Raw genomic sequence first — 24,263 nt, forward strand, 5'->3', positions numbered from 1 at the left:
AGTTTTGCTTGTGAAGACGCCCACCTCTCACAGAAAAAGCGATTGATTCTTTAGTGGAGTTAATGTCAACCACAACTGGATGATGATATCCAATTGCAAACGGCAGAAAGCTTAGGGCAAATTGACTCTGGCAACGAAAAAGCGATTGATGCTTTGGTGGAGTTAATTGGCAAACCACAACTGGATGATTCTATCCGAAGGCAAGCGGTATCTAGCTTAGAGAAAATTAGCTCTGGCAACCGAAAAGCGATCGCTGCTTTGGTAGAGTTAATCGGCAAACCACAACTGGATAATTCTACCCGAATGCAAGCGGTAGAAAGCTTAGAGAAAATTATGTTAGAGGAACAGATGCCGAGTGTTATCAACGGGTTGAAGGATTACTTATCACCTGAAAATAAAAATAACTTTGAGCGATTTAATAATTGCTACAAAGTTATCTGGAAGTGCGCCCAAAGTATGCCCTACCCTGCTTTTTATAAAACTTGGCATCAACAAGAGAAAGTCAAAGATCGAGAGTAGGAAAGAAAAATATTTCCTCCAGCCAAAACATAAGCGAAATGTCGAAGCAGCAATCCCTTGTAAAGACGCGATGAATCACGTCTCGTAAGCGTCTCGTAAATCTATCGCGTCTGGTTTTTCCGCAATCCAGAAAATACGATCGCCCCTAATAAAACAGATATTGTAAACAGAATGGGAATGCGTAGGCGTAGCCCGCCGCAGGCATCGTTTTTGCGATCGCCGTGATGAATTGATTAAGCGATCGCCTTTACGGTTTATATACCTCACTGCGATGAGCGATCGCCACAACAAGTACCTGCACAACTTCATCGTCTATAGAATAAATGACCCTGTAATCCCCGATTCGGTAACGATAGTAACCTGTATAATCTCCCTTGAGGGCTTTAATGTTGGGGTGCGATCGAGGAGTTTGTTCTAGCTGCTGCAAACATCGGGCAATTTTCTTAGCAAAAGCTTTGTTAGCATTGACATAAACTTCCTGGACATCGGGATGAAGAATAACTTCATACATCAGAGCGAAGAGTTCTCCAGGCGGTGTATTGGGCTTTAGGCGTTACTTGATTTTGCTTAACTCGCTCTAACAATCCAGGAATTGCCAAAAGCTCTTGGGTTGCAGCTTCGCTTTCAGCATTTGCCAAATAAGCAGCAAAATCAGTCAGCACCCGTAATCGCTCTGGAGATAGTTGCTGGAGTAAGTCATTAAGCTGTTGCTGTAACTCTGCAACAGAGATCAAATCTGCTGATGACCCATCATCCATCGGAGAATTATCGGTAGTATTCATTGCCTACTTCATAATTTCAAGGTTTAGTTTTTATTATGCATCAAATCTTCCAAGTGCTTTGGTTATCTTAGAGGAAACTGTGGCAGACGCGATCGCCCCCCTTGTAGAGACGGCGATTCATCGCGTCTTCTTCCTTCCCATCATTTACATAGCGCGAAGAATAATTCAGAGTTTTTTGGGTTGGCAATTACATCAATGCAAAGCAATAATTGCATAAATTTTTGTATCAATCAAAGATGTAATCATGAATAATGATGAGCCTCAACCAGAAAACAACAAATCCAAATACAAAGGTAAATATCGAATTGACTCAACCCGTTTGCCTGCATGGAGTTATGCTAGTAATGCTGGATATTTCGTTACTATTTGCACCGACGGTAAAAAATGCTTTTTTGGTGAGATTGTACAGGGTGAAATGCAGCGATCGCCAATTGGAGAAATTGCTAAGAAATTGTGGTATGAGATTCCTAATAATTTTTCTAATTGCCAGATAGATTCGTTTTGCGTCATGCCTAATCATATTCATGGGATTTTGGTTATTAATCAAACACAAGAAGACGCGATGAATCGCGTCTTCTTGCTAATTCATCGCTATTTACGCGTATAACGATGCTTAACCCCAATAGGGAAATATTCTGCATCCCCCATTGGCGCTAACGTAACTTGTGGTGTTTGATATTCTGCCGGAACATAATTAGCAAACTCGCTATTGAGACGTAGCAGTTGTGAAAGAATAGAAGATGCGATCGCAACTCTTTGATCTTCACTACCCTCTACCCCTGCTCCTAGCTCCACAACCACAGATAAAAATCGGTTTTTGTCACCATCTTCCTTCACCTGCAACACAAACTTACCCGTCACCCATTCTTGAATTCCTGGTTGCTCTAATCCCACCGTCACATTTTCGGGATAGATATTTGCGCCAAAGTAGGAAACTGTAAAGTTAGAACGCCCAAAGACATAAACGAAAGGTAGCTGATGAATACCTCTAGGTGATTCTTGAGTGTCAGAACGCAGATTTTCGAGCGGGTTAAATCCCCATTCTGCTAAAAATTGCAGCATGGCATCATAACTAATTATCCCGCCAGTATCTAAAATGTCATAACGCACTAAGGGAATACCGTTATCTCCCGAAAACAGCAATCCGCCATCTTGAACTTCAAAAAAGCGACTGCAAGGATCATATTGTACTAGCGTGGGTAAACGCGATTCCCCAAATAAAGCTCTAGCGGCATCGGGATTTTCTGCCAAAAAACGGCGAATGCAGATACTTAAGGGTGTTTCATTACCCAAAATTCCCGCATCCGCAGTGCCGTAGAGTGATGCAAAATCATAGCAAGGATTTTGTGAACCAACTCTCTCGCCAACTAAACTCCGCCATTCTTCACTAAATACTTCTCCCGCCATCACTAATTTAATCTGATATTGCTGCCACTCCACACCACGGGCGATACCAGTATCAATGACATCTTTTAAAAATGGCGGGTATCCCAATAACACCACTTGTTCAAAAGCTGAACCTAATTCCTGCACAACTCGCAATATTTCTTCTTTATTGTTACCAGGAGTAATTACAGTGATGGGATAACCTTTGCTAGCAAGATAACGACAGCAATTAGTAGTAAACATTCCACCTACCCAAGTGCCCAAAGTGAAACAAATTACTGCTAGGGTACGTCTCGTATCTGCATAGAAACTATCGTGAAAAATCTGTTCAAAACGTGTGGCGATTTGGAGTTCATCTGTGAAAAAACGAGGCCAAAATGTCGGTTTCCCACTGGAACCTGATGAAGCAGCTATCATGTCGCACCCTTGGAGTTGTCCGTTGCGGCACAAGTCAGCTAAGGGATAACGCAGTATATAATTTTGTTTAGCGATCGCTGGGAGTTTTTGAAACTCTTCCAAGGTTTGAATAGTTGCGGGATTAATTTCCCTTTCTGCTAAAAAAGCCTTGTATGCTGGCACATTAGCCGCCATATCGTGAAATAAACTCAAAGCTGCCGAAGTTTGAGTGTTGAGATGCCGTTGCAGTAGCGTTTCTAGGGGGGTAGACAAAAAATCTTCAAATGCTTTAATTACCTGCTGCTGTCTTGATTTGTGGTTCATGACGCTTGTTGTTTATCCTGAAGTAAACCAACACCGTTAAAATAATTCGTAGTTCGTAGTTCGTAATTCGTAATGACGCTCGCGGACTCGCTACCGCTACGCTAACGTAATTCGTAGGATATCCGAAAATGAGGGTATACGCGTTGTAGTTACTCAATAAAACCTTAATTTATCCTTGGGCACCATGCAGCTCTATTGCAGTAAACAACACACAAATAATGGTAGTAACCGCTTTTGTACCCATTGCGGTGAGCCATTACCTCTTGGTGTGGGACAGGTTGTGGATAATCGCTATCAAATTATCCGTCAATTAGGGCAGGGCGGCTTTGGACGCACCTATTTGGCTGAGGATATAAATAAATCCCATCAAACCTGTGTGTTGAAGGAATTTGCACCCCAAGTACAAGAACATCAAGATTTACAAAAAGCTAAAGAGTTATTTGAACGAGAAGCCAATGTTCTCAAAAAACTCCAGCATCCACAAATTCCGCGTTTTCACGCCTCGCTACAAGTGAAAATCGGTACTAAAGATTTTTTCTTTCTAGTACAAGATTATGTGGATGGTGATAATTATTACCAATTATTAGAACAGCGAGAAACTCAAGGAAAAACCTTTAGTGAAGAGGAAGTAATCACTTTACTACAACAGATTTTACCAGTGTTATCCTACATCCACTCACAAGATGTAGTTCACCGTGATATCTCTCCCGATAATTTGATTTGGCGGCGTTCTGATAATCTCCCAGTGCTGATTGATTTTGGTGGTGTCAAGCAATTGCCAGCTTCTCAAGGTTTTTGGCAGACTAAGCTAGCTGAAAATAATACTTTGCTGGGTAAAAAGGGCTACGCCCCAGAAGAACAGCTACGGCAGGGAAAAGCTTTTTTTAGTAGTGATTTATACTCTTTAGCGGTGACAACATTAGTGTTGCTCACAGGACAAGAACCGCAAAAATTATACGACAGCTATCAGGGAATTTGGGGATGGGGAAAACAAATCCGAGTTAGTCCTCAACTGGAAGCGGTGTTAAAAAAGATGCTGGCTTATAAACCTAGCGATCGCTACCAACGAGCTGAGCAAATCCTCAAAGATTTACCATCGTCAACTGCGATTAAATCCCCAGGTAATTATATTACTAGCAAAATCAAGACAATGGTCGTTGCTCCAGGAAGACAACGCGCCAGTGCTGTTGTGAGTAGATTCCAGAGCAGAACGCAAGCCATTGCTAAACCAATGTCTTTACCTATTTGGATTCGCCCTTTTGTGATGAGTCTTGGTGGGACGGCTTTAGTTGTTTTAACTGGCGCGGGTGCTTGGGCGGTAGTAAATGCAGTCATTCGCAGCGTAACTTCAATTACCATTCCAACAATTTCCTTACCGGAAATTCCCCAGTTTCCAAATCCGATTGGTAAGCCAGTCAGCGACAAAGGAAAAAACAGCAATCTTCAGGAAATTATCAGTCGTCGTCAAGAGCTAGAAATTTCTGAAGGATTTTTTATTCGCTCAGTAGATGATTTATTTTATACAAAAAAACCAGAATTAAAAGGACGTAGCCTGTCATCTAAACCTGAAGACGCTGGTTTACGAGATGAATGGTCTGGTATTGCTAATGATTTATTGAATAAACTAGAACAGGCTAACCTCAGTACCGCAGCTCGTCGGCAATTGGGGAACTATAGTCAAAAAGATTACGATACATGGAGAAGACAAGCGCGATCGGGGCAGTTTGGGAACTATACAATTGATCAGCTGACCAAAGACACAAATGAAAAATTTGATCGGTTGTTTCCTGATCAGCAGCGTGGAAAACTCAATCAACAGACTTTCGGTCAAATTTGGTATGCGATCGCAGCTGATCAAGTCAGTAAAGTACAATCTGGCAAGTAAGGGGACTGGGGACTGGGGACTGGAGAAGAGTTACTAATAACAAATGACAAATGACAAATGACAAAAATATATTGTTCTAAAGGACATGAAAATACTCCAGGTAGTCGCTTTTGTCTCCAGTGTGGTGAAAATTTGTTGGATACGCCCATGAGTTATGGTATCCAACCAGGATTAACTTTAGGCGATCGCTATGTGATTGTACGTCAAATTGGCCAGGGTGGCTTTGGACGCACTTATTTAGCTGAAGATGTCAACCGTTTCCGCGAACTTTGTGTTTTAAAAGAATTTTCTCCCCAAGTTCAAACCGCTTACGTTGTCCAAAAAGCTGAAGAACTGTTTGAAAGGGAAGCGAGTGTTCTTTATAAACTGCAACATCCCCAAATTCCCCGCTTCCGGGAACTGCTGCGGATGAACTTAGGAGGCAAAGAATATCTGTTTTTGGTACAAGATTATGTAGAAGGGGAAACTTACAACTCGTTGTTAGATGCCCGAATAAAGCAAGGTTTGCGCTTTACAGAAGTAGAAGTACGCCAATTATTGCAGCAAATTTTGCCAGTGTTGGAGTATATCCACTCACTAGGAGTAATTCATCGAGATATTTCTCCAGATAATTTAATGCTTCGCACTGTTGACAAACTGCCAGTATTAATTGATTTTGGCGGTGTCAAACAAGTAGTAGCAGTAGTTGCTTCCCAATATTACCAACCCGGCGTAGTTGCATCTTCCCCATCACCAACCCTACTAGGTAAGATAGGATTTGCGCCTCCAGAACAGATGCAAACTGGGTTAGTCTCTCCCCACAGCGACTTGTATGCTTTAGCAGCAACAATGTTGGTTTTACTGACAGGCAAACAACCTCAAGAATTAATTGATACCTACACTCTTAGTTGGCAGTGGCGACGGGAAGTAAGCCTGAGTCAAACTTTGGCAGAGGTCTTAGATAAAATGCTATCTGCTAGACCAAGCGATCGCTATCAATCAGCCCGTCAAGTACTCCAAGCTATCAACTCGCCCCCAGCCAACTTTCCCCCAACTCAATACCCCACACCACCACAACCACAACCCACATCCGCCACCGTCGCCGTCTCTCCACCTCCCCCATCCTCCCCATCTCCCTCATATCCCCAATCCCCTCAGTCCACAAACTGGTGGACACCAACAAAAATCTTCCTTGTGGCGGCGTTAGTCGTTGGTAGTGTTGGATTAATTTCGTGGGGATTGAATAGCAGGCGAGATGTCGGTGAAGTCGAACCTACACCTACAGCCAGTCCAATTCCAACCAGTGAACAACCAACCGATCCCTTAGCGCAATATTCACCAGCAGAACGGGAACGCAAAGAAAAATTAAGCGATCGCCGTCAACAGTTGGGTATTAGTTCTAACTTCTACGTGAATTTGGTGAATCAAGTTTTTTGGGATAGAAATCCCAGTTTGCGAGGACGCACTCTCAGCAATGGCCCTGAAGATGAAGGTTTGCGGGCAGAATGGGATAAAACAGCCTCAGAATTGCTGGAAAAACTTGCACCATTGAGTTCCAATACACGACGACAGTTGGGAACCTACACAACTGCTGAACGCGATCGCTGGAAAGTGGAAGTCAATAAAATTAACGTTGGTAGTCGTTCTTTGTATGATTTGGGAGATGCGGCTTTCTTACGTGTATTCCCTGAGCAGCGGGGTAAAAATTTCCAAGATCAGCCCATTGGACAAGTTTGGCATGGATTTGTTAGCGATAAACTCAGTGCTATCCTTGCCGGTAGTGCTTTCCAGAAAATTGTCTTTGATCCGGGGGCTACTGGTAAAACAGTCAGCGGCACTCTCCAACCTGGTGGTGGTAAAGTATTCATTGCTGGACTTGCCAAAGACCAATCTCTAGACTTGAACCTACAAGCAAATTCCCAAGTTTTGTTATCAGTCTATTCACCATCTGGCAAAATTCAATTTTTAGAAGATTCTACCCAGCGTAGTTTGTCAACTAAATTACCAGAAAACGGATTTTACGAGTTTGTTGTAGTTTCCACAGCATCGAAACCAGTAGATTATAAACTCAGCATTACCGCCGAAAATCCCACTCCTCCCCCATCGCCAACACCAACGCCTACAGAAACACCAACGCCTACAGAAACACCCACGCCAACTCCCACACCCACAGAAACACCTACACCAACTCCCACAGAAACCTCCACACCTGAACCGACACCGACACCGACACCGCCGCAGGAGACAACGCCCTAGTACCGCAAGGCGGAATTAAAAATTAAAAATTAAAAATTAAAAGTTAAAAATGAAGACAGCATAAGGGTTTTGTTGATTGAGAATGGGTGGTTTATTTCCGCCTTGCGGTACTAGTTGTCTTCGATTTCAAAATGTTTGTAGTTGATTGACTTTTTTGGTTGATTACTTTGTCCTGGTGTCACATACTTGATTGCGAGATTGATGCTAGTTTATTTTTGCACCAACTCCTTGATCCCAATCGCGATACAATCTATGACACTCAATTTATATTTACTGCGACATGGAGAAACTACTTTTAGTCAAAGTGGTAATTTCTGCGGTGAAACTGATGCGGAGTTGACTTCTGAAGGGATGCAGATGGCAGAGAGTTTTGCCGATGTTTATCAAAACTTGAAGTGGGAAGCTGTTTATGTTAGCCCGATGAAGCGGGCAATTGCAACTGCCAAGCCATTTTGTAATGCTATCGGTATGGATATGCAGTTGCGTGATGGACTTAGAGAAGGTAGTTACGGCGAATGGGAAACTAAGAGTAAATCGTTTGCCCAAGAGAATTACGCAGAAAACTATGTAAAATGGTTGACAGAACCAGCTTGGAATGCGCCCAAAGGTGGAGAAACTGCGGTAGATATTGCTAACCGTTCTATGCCTGTAATTGCTGAAATTCAAGAAAAACATCCCCACGGTAATGTTTTAATAGTTTCCCATAAAGCCACGATTCGGATTACACTTTGCAGTTTACTGGGAATTGATTTGGGACGCTATCGCTATCGGGTGAATATTTTGGTTGCGTCGGTAAGTATGGTTAAATTTGACGTTCATGGCCCTTTGTTAGAAATATTAGGCGATCGCCATCATATACCCGATCATATTCGCTCTCGTCCGGGAACATAATAGTCCTTACTAGGTATTGAGCCGAGATGCGCGACGTGAAAGTTGTGAAAATTTGCGTTGTCCAGATCCCCGACTTCTTTAAGAAGTCGGGGATCTAATTTTTCACAAATGATTTAGGACTGCTATAAAAACCTTTTTAAATAAAGGTTACAGAATTTGTGTTGCCGAAACTGACAAAAGAGGGATAGTTAATTAGTGTAGATAGGAAATTTGTGTAGTAGTATATTGCCTAAAAAATTTGGCAAAGTATATTAAATATTGAAGGGACTACTAATCAAAGTCTGTCGGTAAATCTGGTTGGCGATAATGTTGAAAAAGTCGCGTGATTTGCGCTGGTGTCACACGTCCAATAGAAAGTTCTGGTAACCCATCTTCAGGAAAAAAACCTACATCTTCAGTTTCAATACTTGATGATGGAGAACCACCAATGAGTTCACAGTGAAAAAACAGTTTGTAGACATAAAACGGCAATGGTGGATGTCCCTGTTTGTTTCTGTCATAGACTGCTAAAAGTTTAATAGCGCGTGCTTGATATCCAGATTCTTCATATACTTCTTTCGCAACTACCTGACTGGGTGACTCACCAACATCAGCCCATCCACCAGGTAAACTCCAGCAGCCGTCTGATCTTTCCTTGACTAACAATATAGTGTCATCACGAAAAATTGCTGCCCGCACATCAACTTTGGGAGTTGTATATCCTAGTTCACGGCTAAATAAATCGAGGATATAGCTGTGTTCTACATTCGAGTAAGTCGCCATAATTTCTGTGGCGATCGCTCGTAATTGTTTGTAACGTTCAATATCAAACACGCCCTCAGAATAAGTTAACCCATTTTGAGCGATCGCTTGTAATTTTTGCGTCCATTCCAGCCATTTAGGTTGCATATATTTTTCTCATGTAGTGGCTTAGGAATTGGGAAAAGGTGACAGGTGACAGGTAATAGGGAATAATCTGTACCCTGTAACCTGTACCCTATTCCCTTCCCCAATCCCTAATTACGCATCATCTAAAGCTGCAATTCCAGGCAATACCTTACCTTCAAGTAACTCCAAGCTAGCGCCGCCGCCGGTGGAGATGTGGCTCATTTGGTCGGCTAAACCAACTTTTTCCACAGCCGCTACTGAATCGCCACCGCCGATGATGGTGGTTGTGCCAGTTTTACCGATTTCGGCGAGGGTATGAGCGATCGCTTCCGTACCTTTCGCAAATTTATCAAACTCAAACACACCCATTGGCCCATTCCAAATTACCGTTTTGGTATCTGCAAGAGCTTCTTGGAAAAATTTCACCGAGTCTGGTCCAATATCCAAACCCATCCAACCATCGGGGATGTTTTCAATGCTAACGGTTTGAGAATTGGCATCAGGGGCAAAGTTATCTGCCAATACCACATCTGTGGGAAGCAATAAAGCAACGCCCCGTTCCTTAGCCTTAGCTTCCAAAGACTTTGCTAGTTCCAGCTTGTCTTCTTCCACCAACGACTTACCAACATTCAAACCACGGGCTTTGTAGAAGGTGAAAATCATCCCACCGCCGATGATCAGCTTGTCGCACTTCTCCAGCAGTGTTTCAATTACGCCAATTTTGCTGGAAACTTTGGAACCACCAATAATTGCCGCTAAAGGACGTTGGGGATTTTCAATGGCGTTTTGCAGATATTGCAATTCCTTCTCAACCAAATATCCAGCCACAGAAGGGCTGAGGAATTTAGTCACACCTTCAGTAGAAGCATGGGCGCGGTGTGCAGTACCAAAAGCATCATTTACATAAAAATCAGCATTAGCTGCCAATTTTTTCGCAAATTCTGGGTCGTTCTTTTCTTCTTCTTTGTAAAAACGGACATTTTCTAGTAGCAGCACTTGGCCATTTTGCAATGCGCCAACTTTAGCTGCAACTTCATCACCAATGGAATCATCAGTTTTAATGACTTCTTGCCCCAGTAACTCAGACAGACGCTTGGCAACGGGAGTTAGGCGTAATTTGTCATCCACACCCTTGGGACGGCCAAAATGGCTGGCGAGAATGACCTTAGCTCCCTTCTGCGTCAAATCTTGGATGGTTGGTAGAGCGGCGCGAATGCGAGTATCGTCGGTAATGTTGCCTTGATCGTCCACAGGCACGTTAAAGTCAACCCGCACTAAAGCACGTTTCCCAGAGATATCAGCCGAAGATAAACTTGCTAAACTTTTTTTGGACACACCAAACTCTCCTGATTGCCTTTTTGTTATTGTTTTGAAAGTAGAACCATCAAGATTTTACCGGAGTCAGGGGTACCCAAGTGACAGATATATTTAAGACAGTACTATTTCCTATCGATCAAAGTCGGGAAACGCGGGAAGCTGCTGACGTTGTTACCAACGTAGTTAAAAAGTACAGCAGTCGCTTGGTGCTGCTGTCTGTGGTAGAAGAACCACCTCCAGACGCGCCTAGTGCCGATCCGATGGTGTCGCCAGAGGTAGTTGCTAAACTGCTAGAAAATGCCCAATCTTTATTTTCTGAACAAGGAATTCAATCTGAAACCTTGGAAAGGCAAGGCAAACCAGCTTTTACTATCTGCGATGTCGCTGATGAAATTGGAGCAGATTTAATTATCATGGGCTGTCGGGGTCTAGGTTTGACTGAAGAGGGAGCAGATGATAGTGTTACCACCCGCGTGATTAACCTTTCTCCTTGCCCAGTGCTGATTGTGCCTTAGCAGTGTGTTGCCGAATACTAGTAAATTTGTAGTGTAGTGCGATCGCTAAAAAAATTCTGCGGTTGTTGCAAAAAGGCGGCTGGGGTAAATTACCCATAAAACATCTCTAGAAATTAAATATGCTTTACTTAGAATCATTGTAGAGACGTAGAAATGCTACGTCTCTACATTTTTTTCACCAAATATTTAATGACAAACAGAAAGTTCTGAGCGTCGGAAGCCGACACTCAGAACTTGGGAAAGAAATCTGGCGTGTAAACATGCAATGTTTATTTGCCTAAGAGCTTAAAAGCGATAGTTGCGATCGCGCACCCACATACTAACTGGCACTGCTTTACCTTGTGGATCTACCTTCGCCTTCACCACAATGGGCGGTATTTGTCCCCTGCGGGCGCGTTGGGCTTGCAAGTCGTTCCGAATCTGCTGACGTTGGTTTTCTGGGATGTAATATGTTTCCAAGCCGTAGTTAACAGAGCCATCCTGATAAACACCTCTTAAAGCTACTTGGTTGGCTCTAAGAGTCGTGGGGCGATCGCTACTTACTCGTAACGGTCTCCAAGCCCTAGGAACACCGCGACCAGAGGATAATTGCTCTTGCAAAATCACATAGATGTTGGTTCCTTCAGGCAATCTTCTGCCACTTCCCCGGCCTTTGCTGACTAATGGTTGCCAACCAGGCAGTCTACTCAAATTTGCGGTACGGGATATGTTGTAATCTAACGCTAAGGTGTTACCTTGCAGCACATTACTAGGATCTACAGGTACGGTTTGCAAAATCACCGTTTTACCTGTTACATCTGTATAAACAGCTTGGGCTGGTACTGCCATAATTAACCCCGTTTGCAGCGCCAGGGGAGCTAGTAACCGCCAAAAAGGTAAGGGCTTATTCGATTTTTGTTCAGTAGCAATCAAGTAATCCCGAAAAGTCACCTTACTGGAGAATTCGGCTTCGGGAGACAAGGTTTTATTTTTAGATTCAGAAGAACTATTAGTCATGAGCGTAGTCCTAAAAAGCAGAGGTCTTGAGGAGGTCAAAGTAATGAGATTAGGACTGACGCAGAGAAACTTTAAAAACTTTAACTCACAGAGATTTCAGAATTTTGGATTTTAGATTTTAGATTTTTTATTCAATCCAAAATCCAAAATTCAAAATCTAAAATTGACATAACTTGTTTCATCTTTTGCCCTACTTTTTACTTGCAGAGCTACCACCAGGTAAGCGGCGTTCAAACCAGAGTCCAGCGCTAATTAAAGCAGAACCGCACAAGATAAAGACTAGAGACTTAAAAAGTAAGTCTGTATCATACTCTTGTACGCGACTGATAATTTGCAATGTTAATAACAGCATACCGCCCCAAAAGGAACTTCTGTTGCTTAATTTCAATCCTTCTTGAATTAGTCCCCATGCTAATGTTGCTAGAAGTACATTGAAAATAAAAATGCCAAGTTCATCAATCCGGCTGATAGTTTGATGCCAAAAAGGTGCTATGACAATAAAGGCAAGAAAAGTACCAATAACGGCAGTCGTGAAAATCACTTCGCGGCGCGGAGGGTTATTTCTTTGACGCAGTAGAAACAACCATTGCAATGCAGCCAAGCCGCTGAGAATCCCCAAATCGATGATCGGCAGAGACTCGAACAAGTTTGTCAAATTCGTTGGCTGATTAAAACTATATGGAGATTCCCAGACCCAACGAAAAGACAGAATGTAAAAGACAACGCCGAAGCTTACCAACGCTAAATTACGGGCTAGAGATTGAAACAATCTGTAATTTATGGTTGGAAACAGCAGGTCATCATAACTCCAGAATAATGCAGGTGGGAGTGCAAAAGCAAAAGATGCCACCCAAGGGGCTATATCAGCATAATTTAGCAGTGGCAGAGGGTTAAGGTTGGCTTGTAAGGAACTAGCAAAAACAAAGGCTGCTAGACCAAAAATCCAACGCGATCGACAGAAGTAGGCTAAGGGTACAAATACCAGCCATGCCAACAATGGCATATGCTGGATTACTAGACGCGACCAAGTTAACTCTCCTGAAGCGTACCACAAGTCTTCTAATCCCGTCCAATAGCCAATTTCCACGAGAACAATTGACAGAATTCCTAAAGAATTTAAGGACAAACTGAAGGCCATCACCACAACACCCAACCCCCAGGCGAGAAACAGTTGGGAAGCTGAACCAGTGATATTGAACATCTGGGCCATTAGCAGTAAATTTGCACCGAAGATGAAGGCGCTTAAAATTAGCAACCCTTCTCCCAGTATGCGTTTGCTTCGTTCTGGCTTCTTTCCTTCAGGTGGTCTCCAACTGTAAAATCCAGTGATTGCGATCGCAAAAAACAAACTCATCATCAGAATAAATTTGACTTCTCGCGATCCTCCTTGCCAGTTTCCTGATACAAAGGTAATTATGCCTAAGCATAAAAGCACACTGCCTACAGCAATTGCGATCGCTTTGTTGCGATCGCGTGCAGCAGCTTCCAGGTTTTTAAATTGATAACGCTCTGCTATTTGCTCATATTGCGAAGAACTAATTAATCCTTCATCCCTCCATAGTTGTGCTTGTTTGCGTAATTTTTCCTGAAAACTATCTAAGAACATGACCTTCTCCGGTGCAGTGGGGTAGCTTGGCCATTGCGATCCCAATGGCGGTCATTATATTTTGAGTATGAAGCCAAAAGCCTTAATTACATTGTTCTTGTGTAACAGTTTTATTTGGATTGTGATACAACCTATAAATTCGTAATTCGTAATTCGTAATTAAGAAACTTAAGTTACAGATAATTGAAAATTGGTATTATATTTATTCACATGGAAAAACCTTCTAATTTATTACTTAAAGTCTCGCGACGTTTGTTCACTAATCTAGATGATCAAGAAAAATTTATTGAGGCTTTGATGAATCCTCAGCCTTTTTCACCAAGTATTCTTTGGTGTCAAGAAAAGTCAGAAACTTTGCCTTTTGCAGTGGAAACACCAACTTCTTGGCAACCACAATTTATAGACCGCTTATCTTTGGGAGAAAAACCCGGACGGCATCCCTTTCATGAAAAAGGATATTTTTATTGTTTAGATTTTTCTTCGGTGTTTGCAGCTACTACTTTGTTAGCTATTCCTCAGTCAGTGCGTTTAGTTTTTGATATGTGTGCTGCACCAGGAGGTAAAAGTATCTTCGCGTGGAAAGCTTTACAACCTGACTTACTTATCAGTAATGAAGTAATTGGCAAACGTCTGGGAATGCTAATTTCTAATTTGAAGCGTTGCCAGATTAGCCCTAGCGCAGTGGTTAATAGAGATTCGAGTATATTTGCTCAAATGTTTCCTTGCTCTAGCAATCTAGTAATAGTAGATGCTCCTTGCACTGGACAATCTTTACTTGCTAAAGGTGAAAAAGCACCCGGATGTTTTCACCCAACTGCTATTAATAAGAGTGCAAATCGACAAAAGCGCATTATAGCTAACTCGGCGAAAATGGTTTCATCACAAGGCTATCTTGCTTATATGACTTGTACATATTCACCCGAAGAAAATGAGCAAGTATGTGAATGGTTTTTGGAACGCTTTCCCCATTTTCAGGCAATAGAAATTAGTAATTTAGCCAAATATCAATCGCATTTAACTACAATGCCTTGTTATCGGATGTTTCCTCAAGATAGGTTAGGCGCTGGTGCGTTTACAGTCCTGTTTAAAAATACTAATGACGATGAAGATGAGCGTAAAGAAATATATTTAAATACAATATCTTCACTGTATATCTACCAAAATCTAAAAAAGTAAAATCATACCACAATACAGTTCAGATAAGACCAAAAAACTTGTAGAGACGGCGATTTATCGCGTCTCGAAAACCCTTCGAGTGACGTTCGTACCATCGAAATCCTGAATTGAGGCAAAAGTTCAAATTAATTCTTTGGAGACTGCGCCTGAGTTAAGCAATTTCCCAATATTTCGGCTAACACCTGTACATGGGGTTCTTTAAGTATTTCAAGGTGAGATCCGGGAAGGTAATGGATATTTAATTCTCCAGTTACTATGTCACCCCAGCCGAATTGAGGATCGTATTGTGTGCCAATAGCTTCACTTCGATTCTGATCCTCTGTCCGCAAGAGAATAGCTTGACCAAGGTAAGGTGAGAAGATATATTCACTAACGGCTTGAGTATTAGCATCTATACTCTTTAAGTGCTTGTCATTCTCAGGTAAATTAAGTAACTCTTCCAAGTAACGGTTATATTTATTTTGGATATGCCGCTTACGCCAATAGATCCATTTCACAGCCTTTTGCCAAAGATAGCTAGGCCCTTGTTGAACCATATTCTTTAAATGCAAAAAACCTCGTTTGAGAAATGATGCCCGCCAGCTATAACCTGGACGACAACTATCAAGCATAACTAGAATACCAACTTGTTCGCCTTGCTCTTGGAGTTGTTGAGCCATCTCAAAAGCAACTATACCTCCAAAAGAATAACCTCCCAGAAAATAAGGCCCCTTGGGCTGAAGGGTCTGTATTTCCTGAATATAGTGAGTTGCCATGTCTTCAATCCGCGTATGGAAAGGGTATTTTTCATCTAACCCTTGTGGCTGTAGTCCGTAGAATGGTTGCTCTGAACCTAGATGCACTGCCAATTCACGGAAACACAAGACTTCTCCACCCAGTCCATGAATACAGAAAAAAGGTGGCTTGGAACCATTGGGTTGAATTTCTACCAGGGATGACCAGGCAGGTTTTGATTTGTCCAAGGTATTTACTGAAGCCAAGTTTTTTGTTAAATCTTCTTCTTGGCAGATTATTTTGGCTAGAGCCTCTACGGTACCTGACTGGAAGAGAATTGCAAGAGGTAGATTTTTATTAAATGTCTTCTCAATTTGCCAAAATAGTTTTACTGCTAATATCGAGTGTCCTCCTAGCTCAAAGAAGTTATCCTTGACACCAATGGGTTGGACACCTAGAATTTGTTCCCAAATTTTGGTCAGTTGGAATTCTAATTCATCACGTGGAGCTACATAGGTGTTTTCTGAATCAAGCTTTGTTGAGTTTGGTGCCGGTAAAGCGCGGCGGTCGATTTTGCCGTTGGGGGTTAGGGGTAGGGTGTCTAGTAAAACGAAAGCACTAGGCACCATATATTCTGGCAATTTTTGTTTGAGAAAATGACGCAGTTCGTCTGTGGTTGGTGTCTGTTCTGGGTGAGGAACGATGTAGGCGACTAGTCGCTGGTTTTGTGGATTATCAACTCTAGCTGTGACGACAGTTTGCTGTATACCAGGGTGTTGTGCTAGTAAAGCTTCAATTTCTCCAAGTTCGATGCGAAAGCCACGAATTTTTACTTGATGATCAATTCTCCCGATATATTCAATGTTGCCATCGGGAAGATAGCGGGCTAAGTCTCCAGTTTTGTAAAGCTTTTCACCGTTGTTAAAGGGATGAGAAATAAATCGCTCGGCTGTTAAGTCTGGACGGTTGAGATAACCTGTAGCAACTCCGACACCACCAATATAAAGTTCGCCTTTCGCACCCAAGGGAACTGGTTGTAAATGGGAGTCGAGGATATAAAGTTGAGTGTTAGCGATCGCTCTCCCAATCGGTACACTTGTTAAGTTACTCTCTGTTTGACACTGCCAAAATGTGACATCAATTGCTGCTTCGGTAGGGCCATAAAGGTTGTGTAGTTCACATCCCATCCGCTCAAAAAACCGCTCCTGAAGGTCAACTGGTAAGGCTTCGCCACTACAAAATACCCGTTTTAAAGATTTGCAACGTTCTAGCCCTTTGGTTTCTAGAAATATCTGCAACATGGAGGGTACAAAATGCAGTGTTGTAATTTCCTCTTGGGCGATGGTGTTGATTAAGTAAGTTGCATCTCGCTGTCCGCCTGGTTGAGCCATCACTAAACGCGCCCCTGTCAATAGGGGCCAGAAAAACTCCCAAACGGAAACGTCGAAACTAAAAGGCGTTTTTTGTAGAACGCTATCAGTTGCATTTAGTTGGTAAGCGTCTTGCATCCACAGTAAGCGATTGCAAATTCCCCGATGGGTGTTCATTGCGCCCTTTGGTTTGCCGGTGGAACCAGAGGTGTAAATTACATAAGCTAGATCCAGAGGCTTGACGCTGGAATTGGGATTGCGATCGCTTTGTTGTAAGATTGTTTCCCAGTCGGTATCCAAGCAAATTTTCTGAGTTTTTCCGGGTAGATGCTCCACTAAATTACTTTGGGTGAGCAGCACTGGGGCTTGACAATCCTCTAGCATATATGCTATTCGCTCTTGAGGATATTCGGGATCAAGAGGTACATAAGCGCCACCAGCCTTGAGAATCCCTAACAATCCGACAACCATTTCTAAGGAACGCTCAACACAAATGGCTACGAGTACATCTGGCTGGACTCCACAGGTTTGCAAGTAGTTTGCTAGCTGATTGGCGCGACAATTTAGCTCATTGTAGGTAAGATGCTTTTCTGCAAATTTTACAGCGATCGCATCTGGTGTTTTCTCTACCTGCGCTTCAAATAACTGGTGCAGACATTGAGATAAATCATAGTCAGCTTCAGTATTATTCCACTCTCCTAGTAGCTGATGCTGTTCGGCTGCGGTTAACAGAGGTAAATCTGAAATATGCTGTTCTGGATTGGCAACAATACCTTCAAGTAAAGTTTGGAAATGCCCTAGCATTCGAGCAATAGTTGTAGCATCGAATAAATCTGTGTTGTATTCAATTCCACCTTTGATCCCCTCTGAAGTTTCTTCCAGATCGAGGGTGAGATCGAACTTTGCTCCGCCGTTATGGATTTCTAAAGGGGTAATGTTCAATCCCGGAAGTTCCCAAACTTCCCTTGGAGTGTTGTGGAAGGCAAACATTACCTGAAACAGCGGTGAATGGCTCAGATTTCGTTCTGGCTGTAGTTCTTCTACTAGCTTCTCGAAGGGCAGGTCTTGGTGAGCATAAGCTCCTAGTGTTACTTCTCGAACTTGACTAAGTAACTGCCGGAAACTTGGGTTGCCTGAAAGGTTAGTACGTATGGCTAAGGTATTGACAAAGAACCCAATCAAGCCTTCGGTTTCAACTTGGTTGCGACCAGCAATCGGAGAACCAATGAGAATATCTTCTTGCCCAGTGTAGCGGTGCAGTGTTGTCCCAAAAGCCGCCAGCAATGTCATGAATAGGGTGACACCCTGCTGATGCGAGAGTTTTTTTAGCGATGCACTCAGGGTTTGGGGTAGCATCAGGGATTGCACTGTTCCCTGGTAAGTTTGAACTGGTGGCCGTGGTCGGTCGGTTGGTAATTCTAATACAGTATTAGCACCTGCTAACTGGGTTTTCCAGTAGTTGATTTGGCTAGAAAGTATTTCATTCGATAGCCATTGGTGTTGCCAGACAGCAAAATCGGCATACTGAATGGGCAATTTTGCCAGGGGAGAAGGCTTACCACTCAACAAGGCTTCATAAACAGCTGCTAACTGCTGCCAGAGAATACCTATTGACCACCCATCTGAGGCGATGTGGTGCATGACTAACAGGAGTACATGCTGTTGTTCGTCTATTTGGAGCAATGTAGCTCGCAGCATCAAGTCAGTTTCTAAGTTGAAGGGGCGTTGCGCCTCTTGGTTTAGCAGACATTCCACTTGCTCCTGTGTTACCTCAATTACCTTGAGTTCCACTGGCCGAGGCGTGCCAATTACTTGTATGGGACTACCATCAAGTGATGAGATGAAGTTTGTTCGCAGTGCTTCATGATGGATAACGATCGCATCTAGTGACTTTTGTAATATATCTGCATTTAACTTACCTGTTAAGCGCTGTGCATTTGAGACGATATATGCTCGGCTGTTGGGTTGCAACTGCTGCAAAAACCACACTCGCTGTTGAGCAAAGGATAAAGGGGCTGACTCGCGGTTGGCTACTTGGGGAATAGTCTGATTTTGGGGATCATTTTCTTGAGTCTGATTTTGGGCGAGCGCTTGAGCTAAAGTAGCGATCGTGGGATTCTCAAACAAAAGTTGCAACGGTATTTCTATCCGAAAGGCTTGACGAACCCTAGACATTACTTGAGTGGCCAGCAGTGAATGACCTCCCAATTCAAAAAAATTGTCGTGGATGCCTACTTGTTCCAGCCGCAAAACTTTTGCCCAGATGGTAGCTAAGACTTCTTCTCTAGGATTCTGAGGTGGAACAAAGTTAGTTGATAGACTAAGAGCAAATGTATCCGGTGCTGGTAAAGCCTGACGGTCTATTTTCCCGTTGGGATTTAGTGGCAAGGTGTCCAAAAATACAAAGGAAGCGGGCACCATGTATTCAGGCAGTTGACCTTCCAAAAAGCGACGCAATTCAACCTGACTAGGAATTTGCTCTGGACTAGCAACAATATATGCCACGAGTTGCTTGTCCCCAGGAACATCTTCTCTGGCTATAACTAAAGCCTGTGTCAGTGCCGGATGTTGACCTAATCTGGCTTCAATTTCTCCCAATTCAATACGGAAGCCACGAATCTTTACTTGGTAGTCAATCCGACCAAGGAATTCGATATTACCATCGCTCAAATAACGCCCCAAGTCCCCAGTTTTGTAAAGACGTGCCCCAGGTTCATAGTTAAAAGGGTTGACAATGAACTTCTCTGTGGTCAATTCTGGACGGTTAAGATAGCCTCGCGCCAAACCAATACCGCCTATATGCAGTTCACCTGATTCACCAACGGGCACTGACTGTAAGTTTTCATCGAGGATGTGAATCTCTGCATTAGTTATCGGGCGACCAATAGGAGCAATGGTGTAATTAGTGCCGCGTTGGCAAGTCCAGAAAGTGGTATCAATGGAAGCTTCTGTCGGGCCATAACAATTATGTAGAACATTATCCAAATTCAATTGAGCAAAGAAACGTTCTATGAGTTCGCCAGGTAAAGCTTCACCACCGCAGATTATGTGTCTAAGAAATTGGCAATTCTCAATTCCCTTCTCTTCCAGTAAGACACGGAGGATGGAAGGTACTAAGGCCAAAATGGTGATTTGCTGCTCAGTAATTACCTCCACAAGGTAGGCAGGGTCTTTATGTCCACCAGGACAAGCCATGAATAACTGCCCTCCAAAGCACAATGGCCAGAATATCTGCCACACTGAAGGGTCGAAACTAAAAGAAATAGTCAGTAAAACTTTGTCTGCGTGAGTTAATCCAAAGGTTGTTTGCTTCCAGTGGAGTTGATTGCAAATCCCACGGTGAGGGATCATTACACCTTTGGGCTGTCCTGTAGAACCAGATGTGTAGATTACATAGATGAGATTATCAGCCGTCGTTTCATTTACAGGATTTTCTTGATTGTATGGGATATTCCCTTGCCAGTTTGAGTCCAGACAAATTACTTGCGCCTGATGCGGTGGCAAGTTCTTGACCAATTTCTCTTGGGTTAACAATACTGGTGTTTGGGTGTCTTCCAAGATGAAAGCTAAACGTTCTGAGGGATATGTTGGATCTAAAGGCACATAAGCACCTCCAGCTTTCAGAATTCCCAGTAGCCCTACGATCATCTCCAAGGAGCGCTCCAGGCAAATGCCCACAAGTACATCAGGCCCAACACCTAAAGTACGTAGGTGGTGCGCTAATTGATTCGCCCGCTGGTTTAACTGCTGATAAGTAAGTTGTGTATTTTCATATACTACAGCAATGCCTTGGGGCGATCGCTCCACTTGCATCTCAAACATTTGATGGATGCATAGAGCCTGATGATGAACGACTTGGGTATCATTCCATTCCTGTAGAACTTGAGTATCGATGATGTGAGTTAAGCTATCTGACGGAATATTTTGCTTATAATCTGAAGTCTGGCTACTTATCTGCATTTTCTATATATCAACTCCATCAGGAAATGCCACTTTTTTATTTTATTATTTATTGTATATTTGTTTATACCAACTGAAGCTGAACACAAATCCTTCAGAGTAGAAGCTACTGGCTCAGAAACAAAGCCTAGATAGCCTTCAGAGCAGGTCAATGTGTGTAGTTTGCTTTCTCTAAAACATACCAGCTCTGCTTTTTAGCAATAAGTGTTCATATACATCTTCAAATAAAACAGGTATTTAAAGGTCTAGCAAATTGATTGACAATAAACATAATAATTCTCATATTCTTAATCTTAAATTATTAACTAGAAACACAGATAAGACTTTATATTGGCTAATTTACTTTAGTTCAATAGTTGAAACATAGTTTTTTGTTTCTTTATCAAATTACAATAGGTAAAATTCAATACTGAAGAGACTCTATCCTTTTTTATAAAAAACTACTGAGAGAAAAAATAATTATTACCAAATCTTCATTGTGCTTCTGCATATGTAAAAATCGTGTAAAGCTATAATTGTGATTTGCTAAAATAGTTAAGTAAATCAGTGTAAAGATTTGTCATTGTAATCAGATAGGAGCCAGAGAGAAGTTAGAGCGCGGGCTTCCTGTGTTTGCATAGCCCGACACAGGCATAGAAACTTCAAAGAGGCTGAAAATAGGAAAAAAGAGGGTTTTAGCCTCGTTTATCTTTCTTTAGATAGTTACATTTTTGGATGCTGACTCAGTGAACCTATCGTCAAGTGAGTTTCATCTCACTATATATAAAGCATACATAAAGCTAAAACCTTGCACATGGATTTCACACCCATGACAGTGTAACCTAAGATACAGAATAAATCTTTACTTCTTCTCCCAGCAAACACCCATTCAAGCTCTTTGGCTAAAAATTAAAGACTTGCAGCAAATCCAGCGTTGATTGTTTTATGGTAATACTACTGTGCGAAAGGTCTAATTTTTTTAATAATCAAGATCATAACAGTCCAAAATATGTCAGAAAAAATAACTCTTTATCAGGAGGCAAAAATGTCTAGAATGCAGATTTGACAAGACTAACATAAACCACACATTGCTAATTCTACTTCCAGTTATTAGAATTTATTTTCACTAGTCTGTGACCAATTATCTAGAGATGCCCATGAAGCTGACCTAAGTTCAGCCACGATGTTTATTTATGTTAAGCTTTGTAACAATTGTCAAACTTTTGATGCATTTCGTTATATGTTATGTGTGTAAGTTTTGTTAATCAGTAATTATGCGTAAAAAAACAAAACCTGTTCTAAGCAGAACTGAGTCAGTATAAGTAGATATGCTACAGTAATTCGTAAAGAGATATCATTGTATCTCTACTCTGGAAGCAATAATCTGCAATCACTAAGCCCAACTATTTATTACCTACCTTAAAAATTTTAATATTTTTACTTTACCTGCTCTACTATAAAATGCCAGGAATTGTATTTAACAATAACTTAGCTCAACAACAAATATTTTCCTTGGCATTAAAGCTCAAAACTTTCAGAAAACACTGGATGCTATCCTGCAAAAAAATCTAAGACTTCGGATAGTCGCCACACTCAAACCAATCCTGGAAGATGCTTTTGATCAAGAACTTAAAGTTACTCTGAAGAAAATGATTAATATGTAGACTATAAAGGAGAGATTTCTTTAAAAGTCAAACGTGAGATAGCCCAATTGTATAGTTTTTCATCAAATTTTAACTACACCAACTGTTACTAACTATGAGTAATCAAAGCATTGCAACAAATAAATTGAGTGAAGTGCCTTTAGATTTACGTGCATCTTCATTGGTCAAGGTACGCAAAGGTTCGTGGTGGTTAAGATTAATCACACTGTTTTTAGTAGACTATACTCTTTTATCCTTAGCTTGGGTTTTCGCTGGATATCAATCTGATTATGGGAATTTTGCTTGGAATATACCTAGTAATTATTTACCAATTTTAATCACGATTGGGATTCAAATAGGATCGCTAGCTCTCGAAGGTATTTATCGAGAAGGTCAAAAACGCTATGACTATTTTAATATTATCAAATCGCTAACTTTTGCTCATGGATTAATACTGCTTGTTTGTCTTTTGTATCAACCAATTATTGATATTACGCGCCCAAGACTAATTTTATTATCTTGGTTGCTGAGTATATTGTTCATTTGTACTGGTAGATACGCTGTAAATATTACTCTTGAATATCTTCGTAAGCAGAAAAAAATAGTTCGTTCTTCTGTCTTTATCATTTGTGATCCTCAAGATCATGAGCAGATTGCTAGCTTTATCAAAAAAGAAAAGCACTACATTGTATCTGGAACTGCACATGCTAATGCATTAGACAGATATAAACGTCAGCAAACCTTGAATCAACTTAATCAATTAGGTGTAACCGAAGTTTTTATATCTTGGGATGCTCTAAAAAATAGAATGTTTTTGTGCTGGTTATTTCAAGCATCGGGCATCCAAGTACATATTTTACCGATGGAATTAAAACCAATTTATAAAAATGTAGAATTTAACAAGATAGGGGGAATGCCTTGTCTGAGCTTGGATTGTCCGATAATTACAGGTAAAGATTTTTGGATAAAGCGTAGTTGTGACTTCTGTTTGGCGACTTTATTTGTAATGCTGTCATTTCCTATTTATATAGCTATAGCTATAGCTATAAAACTGGACTCTTCCGGCACAGTGTTTTACAGACAAACCCGTATAGGTTTACATGGGCAACAGTTTAAAGTCTGGAAATTCAGAACGATGAGGTCTGATGCGGAAAAATTGCAGAAAGAATTAGAAGCTTTAAATGAAACGAAAGATGGAATTATCTTTAAAATTAAAGATGATCCTCGCATTACCCGTGTTGGAAAATTCCTCCGTCGTTACAGCTTAGACGAATTACCCCAACTTTTTAATGTTATCTTCGGAGAAATGAGTATAGTAGGACCTCGCCCTTTACCTACTAGAGATGTAGATAAGTTTTCTGAGCATCATTTTATTCGCCATGAAGTTTTACCTGGTATTACAGGCCTTTGGCAAGTCTCAGGTCGCTCCGATATTTTAGATTTTGAACAAGTGATAAATCTTGATCTTAACTACATTGAAAATTGGTCTCTTGGATTAGACTTTGAAATTCTGCTCAAAACAGTTATGGTAGTTTTGAAAAAAGAAGGTGCCTACTAAGGTCAGCAGACAGCAATAATTACTTGTTTATACAAGTATTGAAGTTTTTAGCGCAGTTTTTCACGCATTAAATTTAGATTTTCTAATTTGCTGAGTGATTAACTGCCTGCAAGTCATGATATTTACAGGTATGGGTGATTCATA

The 24,263-nt window shown here is 41.6% G+C and carries 18 protein-coding genes; 9 read left to right on the forward strand and 9 right to left on the reverse strand.

Features of this window, described 5'->3' with window-relative positions:
• Positions 1–93: 93 nt before the first annotated feature.
• Positions 94–519: a HEAT repeat domain-containing protein gene (locus tag RRG12_RS26535; RefSeq protein WP_420761238.1), complete on the forward strand. Its 426-nt coding sequence runs from the start codon at positions 94–96 to the stop codon at positions 517–519.
• 75 nt (positions 520–594) lie between these two features.
• Here the strand turns inward: RRG12_RS26535 and RRG12_RS26540 are convergent, their stop codons facing one another.
• The 3 genes from RRG12_RS26540 to RRG12_RS26550 are packed head-to-tail and all read right to left on the reverse strand — an operon-like array spanning position 595 to position 1,301.
• The gene (locus RRG12_RS26540) at positions 595–786 is read right to left on the reverse strand and encodes a hypothetical protein (protein ID WP_420761239.1); all 192 of its coding nucleotides are present in this window, start codon (positions 784–786) and stop codon (positions 595–597) included.
• Positions 767–1,030: a type II toxin-antitoxin system RelE family toxin gene (locus RRG12_RS26545; RefSeq protein WP_420761240.1), complete on the reverse strand. Its 264-nt coding sequence runs from the start codon at positions 1,028–1,030 to the stop codon at positions 767–769. Before RRG12_RS26545 ends, RRG12_RS26540 begins: the two co-directional genes overlap by 20 nt.
• Positions 1,023–1,301, reverse strand: coding sequence for a hypothetical protein (locus RRG12_RS26550; RefSeq protein ID WP_069074722.1), 279 nt, complete (start codon positions 1,299–1,301; stop codon positions 1,023–1,025). The genes RRG12_RS26545 and RRG12_RS26550 overlap by 8 nt, the downstream gene beginning before the upstream one ends.
• Before the next feature lie 58 nt (positions 1,302–1,359).
• On the opposite strand from RRG12_RS26550, the gene RRG12_RS26555 reads away from it, so the two are divergent.
• Positions 1,360–1,518 carry a hypothetical protein gene (locus tag RRG12_RS26555; protein WP_420761241.1) on the forward strand — a complete coding sequence of 53 codons (159 nt, stop codon included), beginning with the start codon at positions 1,360–1,362 and terminating at the stop codon, positions 1,516–1,518.
• Positions 1,519–1,545: 27 nt separating this feature from the next.
• Entirely contained in the window at positions 1,546–1,908 is a 363-nt protein-coding gene (locus tag RRG12_RS26560; protein ID WP_420761242.1) for a hypothetical protein, read from the forward strand.
• Here the strand turns inward: RRG12_RS26560 and RRG12_RS26565 are convergent.
• Positions 1,893–3,407: a phenylacetate--CoA ligase family protein gene (locus RRG12_RS26565; RefSeq protein WP_420761243.1), complete on the reverse strand. Its 1,515-nt coding sequence runs from the start codon at positions 3,405–3,407 to the stop codon at positions 1,893–1,895. The two genes, RRG12_RS26560 and RRG12_RS26565, sit on opposite strands and share 16 nt — an antisense overlap.
• A gap of 184 nt (positions 3,408–3,591) precedes the next feature.
• On the opposite strand from RRG12_RS26565, the gene RRG12_RS26570 reads away from it, so the two are divergent.
• The 3 genes from RRG12_RS26570 (at position 3,592) to RRG12_RS26580 (ending at position 8,418) form a co-directional block, all read left to right on the forward strand.
• Positions 3,592–5,292: a protein kinase domain-containing protein gene (locus RRG12_RS26570; RefSeq protein WP_420761244.1), complete on the forward strand. Its 1,701-nt coding sequence runs from the start codon at positions 3,592–3,594 to the stop codon at positions 5,290–5,292.
• A 57-nt stretch (positions 5,293–5,349) separates the two neighbouring features.
• Complete coding sequence (locus RRG12_RS26575) at positions 5,350–7,527, forward strand: protein kinase domain-containing protein (RefSeq protein ID WP_420761245.1); 2,178 nt, start codon at positions 5,350–5,352, stop codon at positions 7,525–7,527.
• A 252-nt stretch (positions 7,528–7,779) separates the two neighbouring features.
• Positions 7,780–8,418, forward strand: coding sequence for a histidine phosphatase family protein (locus tag RRG12_RS26580; RefSeq protein ID WP_420761246.1), 639 nt, complete (start codon positions 7,780–7,782; stop codon positions 8,416–8,418).
• Between the two features lie 270 nt (positions 8,419–8,688).
• Here the strand turns inward: RRG12_RS26580 and RRG12_RS26585 are convergent, their stop codons facing one another.
• A complete protein-coding gene (locus RRG12_RS26585; protein WP_420761247.1) occupies positions 8,689–9,306 on the reverse strand; it encodes an NUDIX hydrolase in 618 nt (205 codons plus the stop codon).
• A 111-nt stretch (positions 9,307–9,417) separates the two neighbouring features.
• The gene (locus tag RRG12_RS26590; protein WP_069074728.1) at positions 9,418–10,620 is read right to left on the reverse strand and encodes a phosphoglycerate kinase; all 1,203 of its coding nucleotides are present in this window, start codon (positions 10,618–10,620) and stop codon (positions 9,418–9,420) included.
• A gap of 89 nt (positions 10,621–10,709) precedes the next feature.
• On the opposite strand from RRG12_RS26590, the gene RRG12_RS26595 reads away from it, so the two are divergent.
• Positions 10,710–11,117, forward strand: coding sequence for a universal stress protein (locus RRG12_RS26595; RefSeq protein WP_289800074.1), 408 nt, complete (start codon positions 10,710–10,712; stop codon positions 11,115–11,117).
• A 285-nt stretch (positions 11,118–11,402) separates the two neighbouring features.
• Here RRG12_RS26595 and RRG12_RS26600 read toward each other — a convergent pair whose 3' ends face one another.
• Both RRG12_RS26600 and RRG12_RS26605 read right to left on the reverse strand, forming a co-directional pair.
• Positions 11,403–12,113 carry a GDYXXLXY domain-containing protein gene (locus tag RRG12_RS26600; protein WP_069074729.1) on the reverse strand — a complete coding sequence of 237 codons (711 nt, stop codon included), beginning with the start codon at positions 12,111–12,113 and terminating at the stop codon, positions 11,403–11,405.
• 190 nt (positions 12,114–12,303) lie between these two features.
• On the reverse strand, positions 12,304–13,719 hold the full coding sequence (locus RRG12_RS26605; RefSeq protein WP_420761248.1) for a DUF2157 domain-containing protein: 1,416 nt from the start codon (positions 13,717–13,719) through the stop codon (positions 12,304–12,306).
• A 210-nt stretch (positions 13,720–13,929) separates the two neighbouring features.
• Here RRG12_RS26605 and RRG12_RS26610 point away from each other — a divergent pair, with 210 nt between their 5' ends.
• Entirely contained in the window at positions 13,930–14,895 is a 966-nt protein-coding gene (locus tag RRG12_RS26610) for an RsmB/NOP family class I SAM-dependent RNA methyltransferase (RefSeq protein WP_420761249.1), read from the forward strand.
• A 125-nt stretch (positions 14,896–15,020) separates the two neighbouring features.
• On the opposite strand, the gene RRG12_RS26615 is transcribed toward RRG12_RS26610, so the two are convergent.
• Positions 15,021–20,939 (reverse strand): amino acid adenylation domain-containing protein, encoded by a 5,919-nt coding sequence (locus RRG12_RS26615; RefSeq protein WP_420761250.1) that lies wholly within the window; start codon positions 20,937–20,939, stop codon positions 15,021–15,023.
• A gap of 1,737 nt (positions 20,940–22,676) precedes the next feature.
• Between RRG12_RS26615 and RRG12_RS26620 the strand changes: the two genes are divergently transcribed.
• Positions 22,677–24,119: a sugar transferase gene (locus RRG12_RS26620; RefSeq protein ID WP_420761251.1), complete on the forward strand. Its 1,443-nt coding sequence runs from the start codon at positions 22,677–22,679 to the stop codon at positions 24,117–24,119.
• Positions 24,120–24,263: the final 144 nt, after the last annotated feature.

This window comes from Nostoc sp. CALU 546, from assembly GCF_048836525.1.

Bases quoted from the DNA above. Each gene is read 5' to 3' on its own strand.
- RRG12_RS26545 (WP_420761240.1), bottom strand. From the start codon at position 1,030: ATGTATGAAGTTATTCTTCATCCCGATGTCCAGGAAGTTTATGTCAAT.
- RRG12_RS26600 (WP_069074729.1), bottom strand. From the start codon at position 12,113: ATGACTAATAGTTCTTCTGAATCTAAAAATAAAACCTTGTCTCCCGAA.
- RRG12_RS26565 (WP_420761243.1), bottom strand. From the start codon at position 3,407: ATGAACCACAAATCAAGACAGCAGCAGGTAATTAAAGCATTTGAAGAT.
- RRG12_RS26605 (WP_420761248.1), bottom strand. From the start codon at position 13,719: ATGTTCTTAGATAGTTTTCAGGAAAAATTACGCAAACAAGCACAACTA.
- RRG12_RS26570 (WP_420761244.1), top strand. From the start codon at position 3,592: ATGCAGCTCTATTGCAGTAAACAACACACAAATAATGGTAGTAACCGC.
- RRG12_RS26550 (WP_069074722.1), bottom strand. From the start codon at position 1,301: ATGAATACTACCGATAATTCTCCGATGGATGATGGGTCATCAGCAGAT.
- RRG12_RS26580 (WP_420761246.1), top strand. From the start codon at position 7,780: ATGACACTCAATTTATATTTACTGCGACATGGAGAAACTACTTTTAGT.
- RRG12_RS26585 (WP_420761247.1), bottom strand. From the start codon at position 9,306: ATGCAACCTAAATGGCTGGAATGGACGCAAAAATTACAAGCGATCGCT.
- RRG12_RS26615 (WP_420761250.1), bottom strand. From the start codon at position 20,939: ATGCAGATAAGTAGCCAGACTTCAGATTATAAGCAAAATATTCCGTCA.
- RRG12_RS26610 (WP_420761249.1), top strand. From the start codon at position 13,930: ATGGAAAAACCTTCTAATTTATTACTTAAAGTCTCGCGACGTTTGTTC.
- RRG12_RS26560 (WP_420761242.1), top strand. From the start codon at position 1,546: ATGAATAATGATGAGCCTCAACCAGAAAACAACAAATCCAAATACAAA.
- RRG12_RS26620 (WP_420761251.1), top strand. From the start codon at position 22,677: ATGAGTAATCAAAGCATTGCAACAAATAAATTGAGTGAAGTGCCTTTA.
- RRG12_RS26575 (WP_420761245.1), top strand. From the start codon at position 5,350: ATGACAAAAATATATTGTTCTAAAGGACATGAAAATACTCCAGGTAGT.